The organism is Streptomyces sp. NPDC002446 (assembly GCF_053595675.1).
The window spans coordinates 46,034-63,112 of the sequence record NZ_JBSFYC010000044.1 but is presented as its reverse complement, the minus strand read 5'-3'; the positions used below and the strand labels follow the sequence as shown (position 1 = coordinate 63,112).

14 protein-coding genes are annotated in these 17,079 nt (G+C 73.5%); 6 read left to right on the top strand and 8 right to left on the bottom strand.

Annotated elements, in window-relative coordinates; all coding sequences use genetic code 11:
- Positions 1-109: 109 nt before the first annotated feature.
- The 3 genes from thiE (at position 110) to ACWD6P_RS23815 (ending at position 3,184) form a co-directional block, all read left to right on the top strand.
- Complete coding sequence (gene thiE, locus ACWD6P_RS23825) at positions 110-760, top strand: thiamine phosphate synthase (protein ID WP_451446176.1); 651 nt, start codon at positions 110-112, stop codon at positions 758-760.
- 308 nt (positions 761-1,068) lie between these two features.
- On the top strand, positions 1,069-1,986 hold the full coding sequence (gene metF / locus ACWD6P_RS23820) for a methylenetetrahydrofolate reductase [NAD(P)H] (RefSeq protein ID WP_451446172.1): 918 nt from the start codon (positions 1,069-1,071) through the stop codon (positions 1,984-1,986).
- Between the two features lie 37 nt (positions 1,987-2,023).
- Entirely contained in the window at positions 2,024-3,184 is a 1,161-nt protein-coding gene (locus ACWD6P_RS23815) for a hypothetical protein (RefSeq protein WP_451446171.1), read from the top strand.
- Between the two features lie 100 nt (positions 3,185-3,284).
- On the opposite strand, the gene ACWD6P_RS23810 is transcribed toward ACWD6P_RS23815, so the two are convergent.
- The 5 genes from ACWD6P_RS23810 to ACWD6P_RS23790 all read right to left on the bottom strand — a co-directional run bounded on the left by ACWD6P_RS23810 (position 3,285) and on the right by ACWD6P_RS23790 (position 9,541).
- Positions 3,285-4,802, bottom strand: a complete 1,518-nt coding sequence (locus tag ACWD6P_RS23810; protein WP_451446170.1) for a phytoene desaturase family protein — start codon at positions 4,800-4,802, stop codon at positions 3,285-3,287.
- 81 nt (positions 4,803-4,883) lie between these two features.
- Positions 4,884-5,504 (bottom strand): DUF4126 domain-containing protein, encoded by a 621-nt coding sequence (locus ACWD6P_RS23805; RefSeq protein WP_451446169.1) that lies wholly within the window; start codon positions 5,502-5,504, stop codon positions 4,884-4,886.
- Positions 5,505-5,890: 386 nt separating this feature from the next.
- A complete protein-coding gene (locus ACWD6P_RS23800) occupies positions 5,891-6,505 on the bottom strand; it encodes a TetR/AcrR family transcriptional regulator (protein WP_451446168.1) in 615 nt (204 codons plus the stop codon).
- A gap of 35 nt (positions 6,506-6,540) precedes the next feature.
- The gene (locus ACWD6P_RS23795; protein ID WP_451446167.1) at positions 6,541-8,748 is read right to left on the bottom strand and encodes a YhgE/Pip family protein; all 2,208 of its coding nucleotides are present in this window, start codon (positions 8,746-8,748) and stop codon (positions 6,541-6,543) included.
- Positions 8,720-9,541 carry an ATP-binding cassette domain-containing protein gene (locus ACWD6P_RS23790; RefSeq protein ID WP_451446166.1) on the bottom strand — a complete coding sequence of 274 codons (822 nt, stop codon included), beginning with the start codon at positions 9,539-9,541 and terminating at the stop codon, positions 8,720-8,722. The genes ACWD6P_RS23795 and ACWD6P_RS23790 overlap by 29 nt, the downstream gene beginning before the upstream one ends.
- 217 nt (positions 9,542-9,758) lie before the next feature.
- Between ACWD6P_RS23790 and ACWD6P_RS23785 the strand changes: the two genes are divergently transcribed.
- The 3 genes from ACWD6P_RS23785 to ACWD6P_RS23775 all read left to right on the top strand — a co-directional run bounded on the left by ACWD6P_RS23785 (position 9,759) and on the right by ACWD6P_RS23775 (position 11,862).
- Positions 9,759-10,244 (top strand): SAV_6107 family HEPN domain-containing protein, encoded by a 486-nt coding sequence (locus ACWD6P_RS23785; RefSeq protein WP_451446165.1) that lies wholly within the window; start codon positions 9,759-9,761, stop codon positions 10,242-10,244.
- A gap of 199 nt (positions 10,245-10,443) precedes the next feature.
- Positions 10,444-11,199, top strand: coding sequence for a class I SAM-dependent methyltransferase (locus ACWD6P_RS23780; protein WP_451446164.1), 756 nt, complete (start codon positions 10,444-10,446; stop codon positions 11,197-11,199).
- A gap of 258 nt (positions 11,200-11,457) precedes the next feature.
- Positions 11,458-11,862: a DUF3040 domain-containing protein gene (locus tag ACWD6P_RS23775; protein WP_451446163.1), complete on the top strand. Its 405-nt coding sequence runs from the start codon at positions 11,458-11,460 to the stop codon at positions 11,860-11,862.
- A 196-nt stretch (positions 11,863-12,058) separates the two neighbouring features.
- Here ACWD6P_RS23775 and ACWD6P_RS23770 read toward each other — a convergent pair whose 3' ends face one another.
- The 3 genes from ACWD6P_RS23770 to ACWD6P_RS23760 form a co-directional block, all read right to left on the bottom strand.
- On the bottom strand, positions 12,059-14,497 hold the full coding sequence (locus tag ACWD6P_RS23770; RefSeq protein ID WP_451446162.1) for a transglutaminase family protein: 2,439 nt from the start codon (positions 14,495-14,497) through the stop codon (positions 12,059-12,061).
- A 70-nt stretch (positions 14,498-14,567) separates the two neighbouring features.
- The gene (locus ACWD6P_RS23765) at positions 14,568-15,953 is read right to left on the bottom strand and encodes a DUF58 domain-containing protein (RefSeq protein WP_451446161.1); all 1,386 of its coding nucleotides are present in this window, start codon (positions 15,951-15,953) and stop codon (positions 14,568-14,570) included.
- The gene (locus tag ACWD6P_RS23760) at positions 15,953-16,966 is read right to left on the bottom strand and encodes an AAA family ATPase (RefSeq protein WP_451446160.1); all 1,014 of its coding nucleotides are present in this window, start codon (positions 16,964-16,966) and stop codon (positions 15,953-15,955) included. Before ACWD6P_RS23760 ends, ACWD6P_RS23765 begins: the two co-directional genes overlap by 1 nt.
- Positions 16,967-17,079: the final 113 nt, after the last annotated feature.

Genomic DNA, 17,079 nt, shown 5'->3' with positions numbered 1-17,079 from the left:
TGGAGCGGCCGATCCGGGCCCAGCGGCCGATGATCGAGTGATGGAGGGCGGGGACGCCGTCGACGGCGGCGCCGGCCCGCACACCCCCGACCCGGGGGGAAGCCGCCCGATGACCACCGCACGCCAGGCCCTGTCCGACGCCCGCCTCTACCTCTGCACGGACGCCCGCCGGACCCAGGGCGACCTCCCTCAGTTCCTGGACGCGGTGCTCGCGTCCGGCGTCGACATCGTCCAGCTGCGCGACAAGGGCATGGAGGCCGGCGAGGAGCTCCGTCACCTCGAAGTCTTCGCGGACGCCTGCCGGCGGCACGGCAAGCTGCTCGCCGTCAACGACCGCGCGGATGTCGCCCATGCCATCGGCAGCGATGTGCTCCACCTCGGGCAGGGCGATCTGCCGGTCCCGGCCGCCCGCGCCATCCTCGGCGACAACGTCCTCATAGGCCGCTCCACCCATGCCGAGGCGGAGGTGGACGCCGCGATCGCCGAGGCCGGGGTGGACTACTTCTGCACGGGCCCGTGCTGGCCGACGCCCACGAAACCGGGCCGCCATGCCCCCGGCCTCGATCTGGTCCGGTACACGGCGGCGCAGGCTCCGCAGCGCCCCTGGTTCGCCATCGGCGGCATCGACGCCGGCAATCTGGACGAGGTGCTCCAGGCGGGCGCCCGCCGGGTCGTGGTGGTCCGCGCCATCACGGAGTCCGACGATCCCGGCACGGCGACTGCAGCCCTGGCCAAGCGGATCCGCGCCTGGGAGGGCTAGAGCCTGTCCGAGGGCTAGAGCCTGTCCGATGGGCCGGGGGCCAGGGTCAGGGGCGCGGGCCTGGGGCCAGGGGCCGGGGAATACCGACCCTTTCCGTCACGTTGTCGGCCCCGAGGGGGCGCCTGCGTCCCCTACGGGATGTGTTCGACCCGCCCCAGGGTCCCCACCGGCCCCGCCAGCGGCCCCCACCCGCCCCGCCAGGCCCTCTCCGCCCCGCAAAATGTCCAAGTAGTGGACACGAAACCGGCCAACCAGGCAAAACGTCGATGACGGTTGGTGTGAGACCGGGCCGTGGTTAACCTGCCGGTATGGCCCTAGGTACAGCTTCCACCAGGACTGATCGCGCACGCACAGTGCGCGAACTGCTGGCTTCCGGCAAGCAGTCATACTCGTTTGAGTTCGCCGCCCCGAAGACCGAGAAGGGTGAGCGGACCCTGTGGAACGCCATTCGTCGGATCGAGGCCGTCTCCCCGACCTTCGTCTCCGTGACGTACGGAGCCGGCGGCACCTCCCGAGACGGTACGGTGCGCGCCACCGAGCGCATCGCCACCGACACCACCCTCACCCCGGTCGCCCATCTGACCGCGGTCAACCACTCCACGGCGGACCTCCGCAACATCATCGGCCAGTACGCCGACGCCGGTATCCGCAATATGCTCGCGCTGCGCGGTGACCCGCCCGGTGACCCGATGGGCGAATGGGTCAGGCACCCCGACGGTGTCGCCTACGCCGCCGACCTGGTCCGGCTGATCAAGGAGTCCGGCGACTTCTGCGTCGGCGTCGCGGCCTTCCCCGAGATGCACCCGCGCTCGACCGACTGGGACACCGACGTCGCCCACTTCGTCGACAAGTGCCGGGCCGGCGCGGACTTCGCGATCACCCAGATGTTCTTCTACCCCGAGGACTACTTCCGGCTGCGGGACCGGGTCAGGGCGGCGGGTTGCTCGACGCCGATCATTCCGGAGATCATGCCGGTCACGAACGTCCGTCAGATCGAACGGTTCGCGCAGCTCAGCAATGCTGCCTTCCCGCCCGAGCTGGCCGAGCGCATCCTCGCCGTCAAGGACGACCCGGCGGCGGTACGCTCCATTGGCATCGAGTACGCGACGGACCTTTGTGCGCGCTTGATGGCCGAGGACGTTCCCGGGTTGCACTTCATTACCCTGAACCACTCCACGGCGACCCTTGAAATCTACGAGAATCTGGGGCTGCACCAGCAGTCCTGATCACGGTGGCCGGTGAGCGGCGGAAGTAGGGGCGTATATGGGCTGGACGGTCCTCTATATCGCGTTCGGCCTGGTCGCCCTGTGGCTGCTGGGTGAGGTCCTGCTCCAGTACAAGGCCCGTCTGCGCTGGCGGCTGCTCGCCTTCACCGGCTTCCTCGCCGTGGTCGTCGGCGTGATCATCCCCTCGGTGATCGTGATCGGGGCGGGCCTGATCGCGTTCGCCGTCGGCCAGACCAATGTGACGCTCTCCTTCAAGCGCGGCTTCACCACCGGCTGGGCGCTGGGCGGCAAGCCCGGCGCGAGCCGTCGCCGCCGCGCCCGCCCGGGGGGTGCCCCCGCCGCCGAACCGACCCTGCAGATCTCCGACTTGGAGGCGGCAGCGCCCACCGACGGACCCGGGCCGGGCGCCGACGGCGGCCCGGACACCTTCGAGAGCACCGGCGGCTTCCAGAGCACGGGCGGTTTCCAGAGCGCGGGCACCTCCGCCGGACCGGGCTCGTACGACTACAAGGCCGACGACTACGCGGCCGGCGGCTACCGCGGGCAGGACCCGTACCAGGACCAGCAGGACCAGAGCGTGTTCGCCACCCAGGCCTTCGCCACGCAGTCCTACGACGCCGGGCCCTACGACACACAGTCCTTCGCCGGCCAGGGCGACTACGCGCGCGCCGACACCACCGCCGTCTACGCCCCGCAGCCGATGCCCGAGGAGACCGGGCAGTACGGCATATACAGCCCCGACGCCCGCACCCCGCAGAACGGCTACAGCGGCTACGACGTCTACGGCGGCGCCGCCGACAGCGGAAACGGAAACAGCGACGGCAACGGCTATGCGTACGGCGGCGGTTACGGACAGAGCGCGTCCGCCCAGGACGCCTACGCCGACCCCTACGCGGCCTACGGCGACGGCCCCGGCCAGGGCCAGGCGCCCTACTCCGACCCGTACGCCGGCGGCCAGCAGTACTCCGCGGCCTACGACCCCTACGAGCAGCCTGATCCGTACGCCCAGTCGCCCTACGGTGCGCAGCAGTACGACGGTCAGGGCACGCCGCCCGGCCAGAACGCGGGCCAGGGCTACGGCGACACATCGTCCGGCGTCTGGGTCCCGCAGCAACGCGATGGCGAGCTGCCTCCCGAGCAGCCGCCCTACCCGCCGTACCAGCAGCAGGGGTACGACGGGCAGCAGTACCGCTACTGAGCTCCCGGGCGCCGGGACGGCCGGGCGACGGCGGCCCCGCCGACCGCGGCCGGCAGCTACACCCTCACCTCACCCCATAGGCCCGGGCATCCCCCTGCGCTCAGGTGGAGCCGTGCCAGTCGTCGCCGTTCACGATCAGACCCGCGACGAGCGCGCCGGACATCCCGGCATGCGCCAGCCCGCCGCCCGGGTGCGACCAGCCACCGACCGCGTAGAGCCCCGGTATCCGGGTGCGGTTGCCGGGCCGCAGAAAGCGGCCCTCCCGGCCGGCCAGCGCCGGTCCCGGCACCAGCGCGTCGTCCGCCGGCGGCAGCACCTCGCGCCACAGCACCCGCTCCCGCAGCCCCGGCACCGCCGCCTCGGCGACCTCCGTCAGCCGGTCCGCGGCCGCCTCGGCGGCATCCCGGTCCGGCCCTCCGGACGGGCCGGGCGGCGCGACGGCAGCGCTCAGCGTGACGGCCTCATGGCCGTCGTCGGGCCGGGTGGCGGGGTCGTCGGGCCGCAGTACGGTCACCGTCGGCCGTGCGCACAGCGGCCCCGGGCCGGCGGCGTCGCCGAAGACGCCCGCCAGCTCCGCCGCGCGTTCCGCGGCGTGCACGACGGTCCGGTGCGCCGCACCCGGCTCGCGCGCTCCGCGCAGCGCCAGACAGACCGTGAGCCGCCCCGTCGCACGGTCGCCGGGGCCGGCCGGCGGCCGTACATCGTCCTGCCCGTACGCATCCCGGCCGTCAAGGAGCGCCGGCAGCCGGGCCGGATCGATGCCCGCGACCACGCACTCCGCCTCCGCGGACCGCCCGTCGGCCAGCTCGACACCCGCCGCGCCGCCGTCCTTCTCGACGATGCGGGCCACCTCCGCGCCGAAGGTGAACTCCACCTTGCGCGCCAGGCAGCGCTCGTACAGCGCATCGGCCAGCGCCCGCATGCCGCCGCGCGCATACCAGCTGCCGAAGGTCTGCTCCATGTACGGCAGCACGGCGGCGCTCGCCGGGGCGCTGCGCGGGTCGAAGCCGTACGCCAGCGCATGGCTCTCCAGCAGCGCGATCAGCCGGGGGTCGGCCAGCTCACGGCGGGCGACCTCGGCGAGGGTGGCGGTCGTGGGGCCCTTGCCGCGCCCGAACAGCCCGCGTCTGCGCACCGCCGGATACGGGTCGCGCCCCAGCACCCGCCACTGGTGCCACAGCGGTTCCTCCAGGAGCGGCCGGCGGGTGGCGTCCCAGGCCTCGCGGGCGCGGCCCACCAGCGCGCTCCAGCGCTCGCCGGAGCCCGCGCCCAGCGCCTCGTCCAGGGCCGCCACGATGCCGGCCCGCGAGGCGTTGGGCAGCGATACGGCCGTGCCGTCGGGGAAGACATGGCGGCTCGCGGGGTCGACCTGGGTGAGCTCGACGCAGCTCTCCAGCGGCTCGCGGCCGGTCTTGAGGAACAGGTCGCGGTAGACGGCCGGCAGATGCAGCAGACCCGGCCCCGTATCGAACGCGAAGCCGTCCCGCTCCAGCCGCCGTACCGCGCCGCCGTATGTCGCGCCGCGCTCGAACACCGCCACCCGGTGGCCCGCGACGGCCAGCCGGGCGGCGGCCGCCATCGCGCCCATCCCGGCGCCGATCACCGCAATCCGTGCCATGCCTGCGACTTTATCCGGCCCCACTGACAACGCCCGCACGGCCGGTGACCGCGGTGGCTCCGGCCGGCCGGGCGGGCGCGGTCAGCCCGCCGGTGGCACCGCCCCGCCCGCCGCGGCCAGCCGCTTCTCCTCGCGCCGTGCACGCCGGCGCCGCAGGAACCGGCGGATCCGCGACCAGAGCAGGATCACCAGCGCGATGCCGGCGGCCAGCAGTACGGCCGCGATGACCGCCGCGGCCACCGGATGGAAGACGGCGAAGGCGATGAGCCCGGCGACCGCCAGGTCCTCGACCAGGCTCAGCACGATGTTGCTGGCCGGCTCCGGCGAGGTGTTGACCGCGATCCGCGCGCCCGCCTTGACCAGATGGCTCAGCAGCGCCGTGGAGCCGCCCACCGCGCCCGCCGCCAGCTCGGGCAGCGAGCCGTCGTGCCCGGCCAGCAGCGCCGCCACCACGCCGCCGGAGACGGGCCGGATCACCGTGTGCACGGCGTCCCAGACCGAGTCCACGTACGGGACCTTGTCGGCGACGGCCTCGCACACGAAGAGCACCCCGGCCACGATCAGCACATCCGGGCGCTGCAGCGCCGCGGGCACCTCATCGGTGAGGCCGGCCGTGCCGAGCAGGCCGAAGAGCAGGACGACGGCGTAGGCGTTGATCCCGCTCGCCCAGCCACTGGTGAAAACCAAGGGAAGTACGGACACGCCGGAGATCGTAGGCCCCCGCTGGGGGCCGGTGCTCAGCTTTGAGTATCCGTACTCAGACGCCCAGATGAGTAGGTGCGCGGATGGGCCGGAACCCGCCGGGACGGAAGAGTGGGGGCCACGGAAGGGAAGCGGCGCCGCACCGCCGACACGGGGCGGCGGAGCGGCGCGGCTCCCGGACGTGACGGGGGAACACGGGGGAGCACGGGGGCTCCACGGGGGAGCACGGGGGAAGCGCTGCCCTGGTCGGATCGGCGGGGGAACGATTCGTGCCAGGGCAGCGCACTCTTTTGTGCGGGGCCCTGGGGGAGAACGGGGGAGTAAAGGGGTGCGCGCCGTACCTGACCGATACGGCGCGCACTCGTTTTCCCGGGACTGCCCGGGCGCTATCCGGGGCGGCCGCTGACCCGCCCCTGGAGCAGCCGCGACAGCGCGGCGTGCACATCGTCGATCGACCGGTGCGGCTGGTAGGACTGCCAGTCCAGGGCGGCCACCAGCACCATCCCGAACAGCGCCGAGGCGGTCAGCGGGATGTCGATCTCCTCGCTCAGCTCGCCGCCCGCCACCGCCTCGCGCAGCACGTCCTCCACCACGGTGATGGCCCGCTCGCGCACCACCATCAGCGTCGACTGCCAGGCCCGGTTGGTGCGCCACAGTTCGGCGACGTAGAGCTGGGTGAGCGCCGGGTAGCGGGAGATGAAGTCCAGGCCGGCCCGGATCATCGCGTCCAGCGCGTCGATCCTGCTGCCGCCCCGGTCGGTGACCTCTTCGGAGGCCGCCTGCAAGGAGGTCGCCAGCAGCTCGATGCCGTGCCGCAGCAGCTCCTCGAAGAGAACGTTCTTGCTCGCGAAGTTGTAGTAGACGGTGCCCTTCGCGACGCCGGCCCGCTCGGCGATCTCGTCCACCGTGGTGGAGGAGAAGCCCTGTTCGGCGATGAGCGTGACCGCGGCCTCGAAGAGCTTGCGCCGGGTGGCGTCGCGGCGTGTAGTGGAGCTGTCCATGGGGGCGATTGTGCCGGTCCCGTCGGTGCGCCCGCTCACAGGCTCAGCTCCGGATGCAGGTCCTTCATGCGCACCACCTGGCGGCCGCGCGCCGTCAGGGACGTCAGAGCGAGCGCCCCGGCGGTGAACGCCAGCAGTACCGCACTGCCCTGCCATACGGGCGCGAGGCCACCGCCCGTGATCAGCCGGCGCAGCCCCTCCACGATGTAACTCATCGGCAGATACGGGTGGATGGCGCCGAAGAAGCCGGGACTGGTCTGCACCGGATAGGTGCCGCCCGCCGAGGTCAGCTGGAGCATCAGCAGCGCCAGCACCAGGATCCGCCCGGCCGGTCCGAACTGCGCGTTCAGCCACTGCACGATCGCCGAGAAGCAGGCCGTCACCAGCACCAGGAAGCCGATCGTGCCGGCCGCCCGCGCCATCTCCAGGCCGAGCCCGAAGTGCAGTACGGCCATCAGGGCCGCGGTCTGCAGCACCCCCACGCCGAAGACCGGCAGCCAGCCGGACACCGCCACCCGCCAGGAGGACGCGCCCATCGCCAGTGCCCGCCGGTTGAGCGGCTGGATCAGCATGTACGCCACCATGGCGCCGACCCACAGGGACAGCGGGATGAAGTACGGGGCGAACCCCGTGCCGTAGTTGGGCGCCTTGTGGGCGGAGTCCGAGGCGAGCTGCACCGGGTCGGACATGACCAGGGTACGTGCGTCGCGGTCCTTCTTGCCGTAGTCGGGGATCTGCTTCGCCCCGTCGTGCAGTCCGCCGGCCAGCTCCTGCGAGCCGTCGGAGAGCTTGAACAGCCCGCCGTCCAGGGTGTGCGCGCCGTCCTTGAGCCTGCCCACACCGGAGTCGAGCTCGCCCATACCGGACGCGGCCCGGCCCGTACCGTCGTGCAGCTCCCGCGCGCCGTCGCGCAGCTCGCCCGCGCCGGCGGCGAGCCGGTCGTTGCCGGCGGCCAGCTTGCGGGCCCCCGCGGACACCTTGTGCGCACCGTCGTTCAGGTCGTTGATCTTCTTGACCGCGGCGTCCATGTCGGCGCCCATCGTCGGCCCGCGCTCGGCCAGCTCGCTCGCCAGGGAGTGCAGCGTGTCCAGGTCCCGGCCCAGCTGGTCGAGGTTCTCCTGGTCGTGGACGTACCCGCTGACCTCCTCGGCCTTGTCCGCCGCGGTGGCCGCCTGCTGCGTGAGCCGCTTCAGCTCGGCGCAGGAGGTGTCGAGGCTGACGCCGCTCTCGCAGCGCATCCGGTAGTACGTGTTCAGGTGGTCGGAGATCCCCCGGGAGAGCTTCGCCCCGGTGGCGGCCGCCGCGGGAAGCTTGTCCAGATGGTCGCGGACCGCCTGCGAGCCGTCCGCGACCAGCTGTGCCGCCTCGCCGATCTCCTTGCCGTGCGCCCGGATGAAGGGCCCTACTTGGTCGACGAGGCCGTTGACCTTGTCGGCGAGCTGCTGTGTCCCGTCGGCCACCTGCCCGGAACCGCCGGCCAGTTGGTGCGCCCCCTGGGCCGCCGTACCGGCACCCCGCGCGAGGTCGGAGCTGCCCCGGGAGAGCCGCCCGGCTCCCGCGTCGAGGTCGCCCAGGCCCGTGACCAGTCTGCCGCTGCCGTTCTTGGCGTCGCCCAGGCCGTCGGCCAGCTTGCCCGCACCGTCCTTGGCCCGGCCGATGCCGTCCTTGAGCCGGTCGGCGCCGTTCGCGGCCTGTTCGGTCTTGCCGTGCAGAGTCGAGAAAGAGACAAAGATCTTGTCGAGGAAGGTCCGCGACGACTTGGCGGAGGCCGCCGCGCGCACCTCGGAGAACACCGTCCGGGAGATCTGCCCGACGATGTAGTTGTTCGCGTCGTTCGTCCGCACCTTGAGGGCGCCGGTCTCCGGGTGGTCGCCGGAGCTGGAGGCGATCCGCCGGCTGAAGTCCTTCGGGATGGACAGCGACAGGTAGTACGTGCCGTCCTCGACGCCCCTGGCGGCCTCCTGGGCGTCCACGGGGCGCCAGTCGAAAGTGTGGCTGCCGGCCAGCCCGTCGACGATGCTGTCGCCCGCCGAGATCCGTTTGCCGCCGACGTCCGCGCCCGAGTCCTCGTTGACCAGCGCGACGGGTATCTTGTCCAGCCGCCCGTACGGGTCCCAGAAGGACCACAGGTACAGCGCGCCGTACAGGAGCGGCAGCAGCAGAAGGGCGGCCAGCGCCGCGCGCGGCAGCTTCCCCCTCCCGAAGCGCTTCAGCTCAAGCGCGGCCAGCTTCGGCGAGCGCATCGGCCGCCCCCTCCTCGTTGTCGTGCCCGTCCTGTTCCGGGGCGGCGCCGTCGCCGGGCGCGGCCTTCGGGGCGTCCTGCGCCGGGCGGCCGCCCGTATGCACCAGCACCACACCCTCGGTGTCCCCGGGCGGCTCGCTGCACACCGCGAGCACCGTCGTGCCGGCCGCCGCCAGGCCGCGCAGCATCGTCCAGGCCGCCGCGCGCTCCTCGTCGGACAGCTTCAGATCGGTGTCGTCGACGGCGAGCAGCCGCGGCCCGCCGATCAGCGCCAGCGCCACGGACAGCCGCAGCGCCTCCAGCCGCTCCAGGTCGCGCACACAGGTGCGGATCCCCTTGGGCAGCGTCTCCGGGTCGAGCCCGGCCGCCTCGAGCGCGCCGTCCACCAGGGCGCGGGCCTGGGCCCTGCGCTCCCGGCGCGGCCGCAGCAGCGCACGCAGCGAACCGCCGAACCGGCCCTGCAGGAGGGCGCGTTCACGCAGATGCTCGCCTACGGTCAGAGCGGGGTCGAGCTCGGCGACGCCCGGCACATGGGCGAGCGCGGTCACGGACCGGACCGCCGCCATCTTCTTGGGCAGCGGCAGCCCGCCGACCTCGGCGGTGCCCGCGGCGGGCTTCATCCGTCCGGTGAGCGCGAGCAGCAGACACGTACGGCCCGAGCCGGAAGGGCCCTGTACGGCGATCAGCGAGCCCGGCCCGGCCGTGACGGTGATGTCCCGGAACGCCCATCCGCGGGGGCCCTTGAGGCCGAATCCCGTGGCCGTGACCGCCGCCCCGTGCGGGGTGCTGTCCACGATCCCCTCCCTTGAACTGACTGGTCAGTCCAAAAAGTATGCAGCATCCCACCCCCCGTTCCGCAAGGGGCTGTTGGGAACCCATGCTGCAGGAACCGCCCCGCCTCCGACGAAAGTGCAGGTCAGGGTCGATTGTCAGTGGCGTACCTCACGATGGGGTCATACGGTCCGAATCAGCATTCGGTCCCAACCGGCATGCGACGACAGGAGGTTCGTCATGGCAGCTCGTCCCCATGGGGGCAGCTCCGCTGCGTACGGTCCCCCGAGCGATGTCCACCCCGTCCTGCGGCGGGCCGCCGCACCACCCGCCGCCCTCGACCTGCTCGCCCAGGCCCAGCACGGCCTCGACGAAGCCCGGACCCTGGAAACCCCCAACGAGCAGTTCGCCACGGCCCATCTGGCCGCGCTGCGCACCGCCGCCGCCGTCCTCGCCGTCCGCGGCCGGCCGGAGACCACGGTGCGGCGCAGGCAGCGTATCCGCAGCGCCTGGGAGGTGCTGCCGGAGGTCGCTCCCGAACTCGCGGAGTGGAGTGCCCTGTTCGCCTCCGGGGCCGCCCGCCGCGCCAAGGCGGAGGCCGGCATAGCCGGCGCGGCCAGCCGCCGTGACGCCGATGATCTTCTGCGCGACGCCGCGATGTTCCTGCGCCTGGTGGAGCGGATGCTGCTCCTCCAGCCGTCGCTGCCGCCCCAGCGGGCGGGGTGAGGGGCGGGCAGCCGGCCCGGTGGCCGGTCGGCCGTCGGGCCGTCTGAAGGGAGGCGCGGGCGCGGGGGAGCGGGCGGGGCGAGGGGCCGGCGATCACGCCACGCACGATCCGTTCGACTCCGCAATCGGCGGATCGCCTGGGACGGAATAGGGTGGTGAGCAACTGGATGTTCATGCCCCCGCCGAGGAGCCACCCGCCGTGTCTGACCCGCTGCGCCCGCGCGCATCCCTTCGTACCGCCGTGGTCTGGGACGTCCTCAAGGACGCCCTGGAGCGCCGGGTCAAGGCCGCTGGGCGCGACGCCCTGGACGTCCTCGACACCGGCGGCGGCACCGGCAACTTCGCTGTGCCGGTCGCCCGCCTCGGCCACCGCGTCACCGTCGTCGACCCCAGCCCCAACGCCCTCTTCGCCCTGGAGCGCCGCGCCGCGGAAGCGGGTGTGGCCGACCGGGTGCGCGCGGTCCAGGGCGACGCCCACGGCCTGTTCGACGTCGTCGAGCGCGGCGGCTACGACGCCGTGCTCTGCCACGGCGTGCTGGAGTACGTCGACGACCCGGCCGAGGGCATCGGCAACGCCGTCGACGCGCTGCGCCCGGCGGGCACCCTCAGCCTGCTCGCGGCCGGCCTGGGCGGCGCCGTCCTCGCCCGCGCCCTCGCGGGCCACTTCACAGAGGCCCACCGGGCCCTCACGGACCCCGCCGGCCGCTGGGGCGAGGGCGACCCGATGCCCCGCCGGTTCACCGCCGACCAGCTCACCGACCTGGTCGCCGCCACCGGCCTGCAGGTCGGCGCGGTCCACGGCGTACGGGTCTTCGCCGACCTGGTCCCCGGTGTGCTGGTCGACACCGAGCCGGGCGCCATGGACGCGCTGCTGAAGCTGGAGGCGGCCGCCGCCGAGCAGCCCGCGTTCCACTCCGTCGCCACCCAGCTGCACGTCCTCGCGGAGCGTGACTGACCCGCGCAGCGCCCCGGCCACCGCGTGCAGTCGGCCACAGGCCACCCGATCAGCCGCTTCGCCCCGTATGATCGGGGGACGACGTCCCGGCATGACGGACAGGCGGGTGGGGAATGCAGGCAGCATCACCACCGGTCGCCGCGGCGGCCCGGACAGTGAATTGGCGTCGAGGGGCGGGTTTCACGGGGGCGATTCCCTGCCTATCCTGAAAGGGTCGCACCCCGGTCGCCCCCCGCGACCGACGAGTAGGAGGACTCCGTGCCGCTCTCGGAGCACGAGCAGCGCATGCTCGAGCAGATGGAGCGAGCGCTGTACGCCGAAGATCCCAAGTTCGCGACAGCGCTTGAGGGAAGCGGGCTGCGTACGTACACCCGGCGACGGGTCTACCAAGCGGTCGCGGGCTTCCTGGTGGGTATCGCCCTGCTCATGGCCGGAATGGTCGCGCAGCAGATCTGGATCAGCGTGGTGGGCTTCCTCGTCATGCTCGGCTGCGCCGTGCTGGCGGTCACCGGATGGCGGAAGGCTCCCAAGCCGGGTGACCAGCAGGCCGGTGCGGGTGCTCCGGGCGGCCCGGCGCGTCGTCAGGCAAGGCAGCGCCGCTCGATGATGAACCGCATCGAGGACCGCTGGCAGCGGCGCCGCGACGAACAACAGGGCCACTGAGCCGACGGATGACCCCTCCTTCGGCCCGGAGCCCGATCTCTCCTTCTCTCTGAATTCTTCTCTGTGCTGCGGCCGCCCGGCGATAGGGGCGGCCGCAGCACGTTGTCGTGCCTCGCGGGCGGGCGGCCCCTGCTCACGAAGGCCCTGAGCACAACCCCGGGCCCCCGGACGAGAGGCCTCTGGACGAGGCCTTCCCTCACGCCCGTTGCCGTCGTGGCCGCAGGGCGGCCACCGCTCGCCGCGCCGATACCACCGGACGGCTGGTGCGCCACCGGAGCAGCAGGGACGCCCAACGGGCGGCGCAGGCCCAGCGGAGGCGGGCCGCGGAGCGCGGGGCCAGGCAGGCGCGCAGCCGTATGCCACGGGGTGCGCCGCTTTGCAACCCGGCCCGCACCCGTTGGACGTCGCCGGCGAGGCCGGACACCGGCTGCGGCCGCGGGGCATAGAGAACCTGCTCGACGGCCGCCGCGATGCGCTGCGCGGCCGCGGCGGGCTCCGGTGGCAGTTTTCCGATGCGGATGATCCGCGCGGCCGCCTTGCGCGGGGTCAGCGAATCGTCCGGCAGGATGCCGAAGTCCCAGGCGGTGTCGAGCAGCTCGTGCCAGGCGGCGAGGGCGGCCGTCGCGCCGTCCGCACCGGGGCCGCCGCCCGCCAGCCGCCCGGAGCGCTTGCGCAGCCGCCACAGCAGCGGGATCGCGGGTAGCACCAGGACGAGCAGCGCGGCCAGCGCGATGCCGGCCACCGCCCAGGGGGACGGGCCGCCGTCGGACGGGCGCGCACCGGACTGCGCGGGCAGCGCCAGGCATCCCGAGCCCGCATCCGACTGCTGCTCACCGGGGCCGCAGGAGGGTGCCGCCGAGGGACCGTCGGCAGGGGCCTCGGGCCGGGCGGGTTCGGGCGCCGGGTTGCCGGGATCGGTCGTGTCCGCGGTGTCGGGGGTGGCGTAGTCCGGGATGGTGCCCCGGCTCGGGGTCGGCTCGAAGCGGGTCCAGCCGATGCCCTGGAAGTACAGCTCGGGCCAGGCGTGCGCGTCCTTGAGGCTGACCGAGGTGGTGCCGTCGGGCTGTTTGGTGCCCGGGGTGAAGCCGACCGCGACCCGGGCGGGGATGCCCAGCGTGCGGGCCATCGCCGCCATCGAGAACGAGAAGTGGACGCAGAAGCCCTGCCTGTCCCGCAGGAACCGCGCTATGGCCTGGGAACCGCTGCCGGCCCGGACATCCGTGTTGTAGCTGAACCCGCCGTTGAGCGCGAACCAGTCCTGGAGCTTGACGGCCTTGGCGTAGGCGGTCGGTGCGCCCTGGGTGACCCGGCGGGCGGTGCTCCGTACGGTCTGGGGGAGGGAGTCCGGGAACTTGGTGTACTCGCGCAGCAGGTCCGCGGGCGGCGCCGCGGCGCCGGCCAGCTGCCGCGGCGTGGGCCGGACCTGCAGGCTCTCGACCTGGTACTGCAGGCCGCGGGTGTTCTGCCCGCGGTCCCCGACGAGGGTGCGGCCCTGGGGCTCGTAGCGCCAGCGGCCGGAGATGTCCACCTTGGACGCGGGGTAGGGGAGCGGCAGCCAGTTCTGGGCGTACCACCCGGCGGTCGAGATCGAGGTGTTGATCCGGTCGAGGTCGACCGTGGGACTGAGTCCGGCCGGCTGCGGGAGCCGCTCGGGGACGTCGGTGACCGTCCGCTCGGACGGCTTCCAGGTCGTGCCGTCGAACTTGTCGAGGGCGACGATCCGCAGATACAGGTCACGGGTGTCGGCGGCGGTGGTGCGGTAGTTGAGGACTTCCTTGTCCTCGGGCTGGTTGAGGCTGTCCTGCAGCGACACCAGCGGGTTCACCGCGGAGATCGTGCCGCCCCCGCCTCCGGGGCCCGCGCCGTCGCCGGTCCGGCCGAGCAGCCCGCCGCCGAGGGAGGGCAGCGCGGCGGGCACCACCAGCGCGATCCCGAGCACCAGGGCGCCGATCCTGTGGCCCGTACGGACCGGTGCCGGCGCCGCCCTGCCCGCCGCCGCGAGGCCCCGGCCGCCGCCCGGCCGGTCCGCTCCGGCGGCCGCGCCGCCGAACACCCGGCCCCACTGGGAGAGCCGGTCCCGCCCCTCGGCCAGCAGGAGCAGCAGATAGCCGGCCGCCGCGAGCAGGAACCACAGCCAGCCCGCGCCGCCCTGGGACAGCCCGGCCGCCACCGAGTAGAGCGCGAGCAGCGGCAGCCCGGCGGGAGCCGCACTGCGGTACGTGACCGCCAGTGCGTCCACGATCAGCCCTATCACCAGCACACCGGCGACCAGCAGCAGCCGGATGCCGGGGGTGACGGGGGCGGGGATGGCGTACCGGCCGACGTCCTGGACGCCTTCGCGCAGCAGCCGGCCGAACTCCGCGAGGGCGTCCGGGCCCGGCAGCAGCCCGAGGATCGCCTCGGCCGGGGCGAAGAGGAAAGTCAGCAGCACGACGGCGACCAGGGCCTGGGCGCCGATGGTCAGCGGCCTGGCGAGGGGGGCCCGACGGGCCAGCGCCCCCGCGCCGGTCATGATCGCCAGCAGGGCCGCCGCCTGGAACATCCAGCTGACCGGATCCACCAGCGGCAGCAGCGCGCAGGAGGCGCACAGCGTGGCCACCGCCGCGGTCAGCGTCAGTCGCGCCCGGCCGCTCATGCCCGTGCCTCCCCTCGCCCGGGGCCGACCCCGTACGCACCGTCGTTGTGCGCCAACGCCCAGCTCCCCTTCATGACCAGCCCCCTGCCACCGTCGCCGGGCCCTCGCCCGTCTCCGCGCCCACGTCCGCCGCCCGCTCGTACGCCGTCCCCGTACGGTCCGCCGCCGCTCGCCACAGGTCGGGGAGGGCGTCGCCGGGCTTTACGGGCAGCGCCGTCCAGCCCGCGGTGCGCAGCAGCCGCAGCCGCTTGGCCACCGGGACCTGGCCGGTGGCGAACCTGATGCCGCCGGGGCCCCGGCTCCAGGCGTCACCGTCCAGGACGAAGGCGATCGCGGCGCCGCTGCGCCGGCGCATCTGTGCGGCGACCGCCGCCTGCTCCTCGTCCAGATCGCCGAAGAAGCCGACCAGCAGTCCTTCGGTGCCGTCGCGCAGCACGTCGTACGCCGCCGCGAGCCCTTCCTCCTCGGAGTGCGCGATGACGGCGAGGGTGTCCAGCAGCAGGCCGGCGGCGTCGGCGGAGCCTGTGCCGCCGGCGCCGTCGGGGCCGGGCACGGACGCGCCGGTGTCGGTCAGCAGCCGCACTGTGAAGCCGCGCTCCAGCAGATGCACCGCCGTCGACGCCGCGGCTGCCACCGCCCATTCGAAGGCTGAGTCGGGGCCGCTTCCCGGATGGGCGAAATCGCGGGTGTCGAGCAGGACCGTGCAGCGCGCCTGCTGCGGCTGCTCCTCCCGGCGCACCATCAGCTCGCCGTAGCGCGCCGTGGAGCGCCAGTGGATCCGGCGCAGATCGTCGCCGTGGCGGTAGCCGCGCGGAATGACGTCGTCGTCGCCGGCCAGCGCCAGCGAGCGCTGCCGCCCGTCGCCGTACCCGGCCGCCTCGCCGGCCAGCGGGACCGCGGGCAGCGGCTCGACCCGGGGAACCACCGTCAGCGTGTCGGAGGCGCTGAAGGAGCGGGTCAGCTCGCACATGCCGAACGGGTCGGACAGGCGCAGCTGCAGCGGCCCCAGCGGATAGCGGCCCCGCAGATCGGAGCGGACGCGGTAGGAGACCTCGCGGCGGCCGCCCGCCTCGACCCGGTCCAGGACGAAACGCGGCCGGGGCCCGAGGACGTACGGCACCCGGTCCTGGAGCATCAGCACGCCCGTGGGCAGCCGGGAGATGTTCTCCATCCGCAGCCGGACCCGGGATTCGGCGGTCGCGGACACCCGGGCGGGGGAGAGCGTACGGCTGCCGGCGACGCGGTAGCGGGTGCGGTGCAGGACCAGGACGCACACCAGCGGCAGGGCGGCGAGCAGCAGCCCGACCCGCAGCAGATCCGCCTGCCCGAGGAGATAGGAGCACACCGCGGCGGCCACCCCGGCGGCCAGGAAGGACCTGCCGCGCGTCGTGAGCCCCCCGAGGGCCGCCCGCAGCCCGCCCCGCTCCGGCTCTCCCTCGATCCCCCCTTCGGCCATCACAGCCCCCGTACGCCGGGCGGCTGCCGGTGAGGGGTCCGCCACTGCTGCGCGGACGGGTCGGGGACCGGGACACGCCGCACGATCTCCAGCATGAGCTGTTCGGCCGAGCGGCGGTTCAACTGGGCCTGGGCGGTGGGCAGCAGGCGGTGGGCGAGCACCGGCACCGCCAGTGACTGCACATCGTCCGGCAGGGCGTACTCCCGCCCCAGGAGCGCGGCGGAGGCCTTGGCGGCGCGCACCAGATGGAGCGTGGCCCGCGGCGAGGCGCCGAGCCGGAGCTCGGGGTGGCTGCGGGTGGCCGACACCAGGTCCACGGCGTATCTGCGGACCGTGTCGGCGACATGGACCTCGCGCACCGCGTCGACCAGCTTCACGATCTCGTCGGCGTGCGCCACCGGCCGGAGGTCGTCGAGCGGGGAGGCGCCGCCGTGCACATCCAGCATCTGCAGCTCGGCGGACGGGCTGGGATAGCCGATCGACACCCGCGCCATGAAGCGGTCCCGCTGCGCCTCGGGGAGCGGGTAGGTGCCTTCCATCTCCACCGGGTTCTGGGTGGCGACGACCATGAAGGGGCTGGGCAGTTCGTAGGTCTGCCCGTCCATCGTGACCTGGCGCTCCTCCATCGACTCCAGGAGCGCGGACTGCGTCTTGGGCGAGGCGCGGTTGATCTCGTCGCCGATGACGATCTGGGAGAAGATCGCGCCGGGCTTGAACTCGAACTCCCGGCGCTGCTGGTCGAAGATGCTGACGCCGGTGACGTCGGAGGGCAGCAGATCGGGCGTGAACTGGATGCGCCGCACCGAGCAGTCGATGGAGCGGGCCAGCGCCTTGGCGAGCATGGTCTTGCCGACGCCGGGAACGTCCTCGATCAGCAGATGGCCCTCGGCGAGAAGGACGGTCAGCGCGAGCCGTACGACCTCCGGCTTGCCCTCGATCACGCTCTCCACCGAGCGGTGGATCCGCTCCGCGGTGGCAGCCAGATCTCCCCCTGCGCCCGGCTCCACCCCCACGCTCGGCTTCGCTCGCGCGGGGGGACCCCCATGCGCGGGAGGACCCCCATGCGCGGGGGGAACCCCGTGTGCGCGGGGACCCCCAAGGCTCGCTCGTGCGTCGTACGTCGTCA

Bases quoted from the DNA above. Each gene is read 5' to 3' on its own strand.
- ACWD6P_RS23795 (WP_451446167.1), bottom strand. From the start codon at position 8,748: ATGCGCTCGCCGAAGCTGGCCGCGCTTGAGCTGAAGCGCTTCGGGAGG.
- metF (WP_451446172.1), top strand. From the start codon at position 1,069: ATGGCCCTAGGTACAGCTTCCACCAGGACTGATCGCGCACGCACAGTG.
- ACWD6P_RS23765 (WP_451446161.1), bottom strand. From the start codon at position 15,953: ATGGCCGAAGGGGGGATCGAGGGAGAGCCGGAGCGGGGCGGGCTGCGG.
- ACWD6P_RS23815 (WP_451446171.1), top strand. From the start codon at position 2,024: ATGGGCTGGACGGTCCTCTATATCGCGTTCGGCCTGGTCGCCCTGTGG.
- thiE (WP_451446176.1), top strand. From the start codon at position 110: ATGACCACCGCACGCCAGGCCCTGTCCGACGCCCGCCTCTACCTCTGC.
- ACWD6P_RS23800 (WP_451446168.1), bottom strand. From the start codon at position 6,505: ATGGACAGCTCCACTACACGCCGCGACGCCACCCGGCGCAAGCTCTTC.
- ACWD6P_RS23785 (WP_451446165.1), top strand. From the start codon at position 9,759: ATGGCAGCTCGTCCCCATGGGGGCAGCTCCGCTGCGTACGGTCCCCCG.
- ACWD6P_RS23770 (WP_451446162.1), bottom strand. From the start codon at position 14,497: ATGAGCGGCCGGGCGCGACTGACGCTGACCGCGGCGGTGGCCACGCTG.
- ACWD6P_RS23810 (WP_451446170.1), bottom strand. From the start codon at position 4,802: ATGGCACGGATTGCGGTGATCGGCGCCGGGATGGGCGCGATGGCGGCC.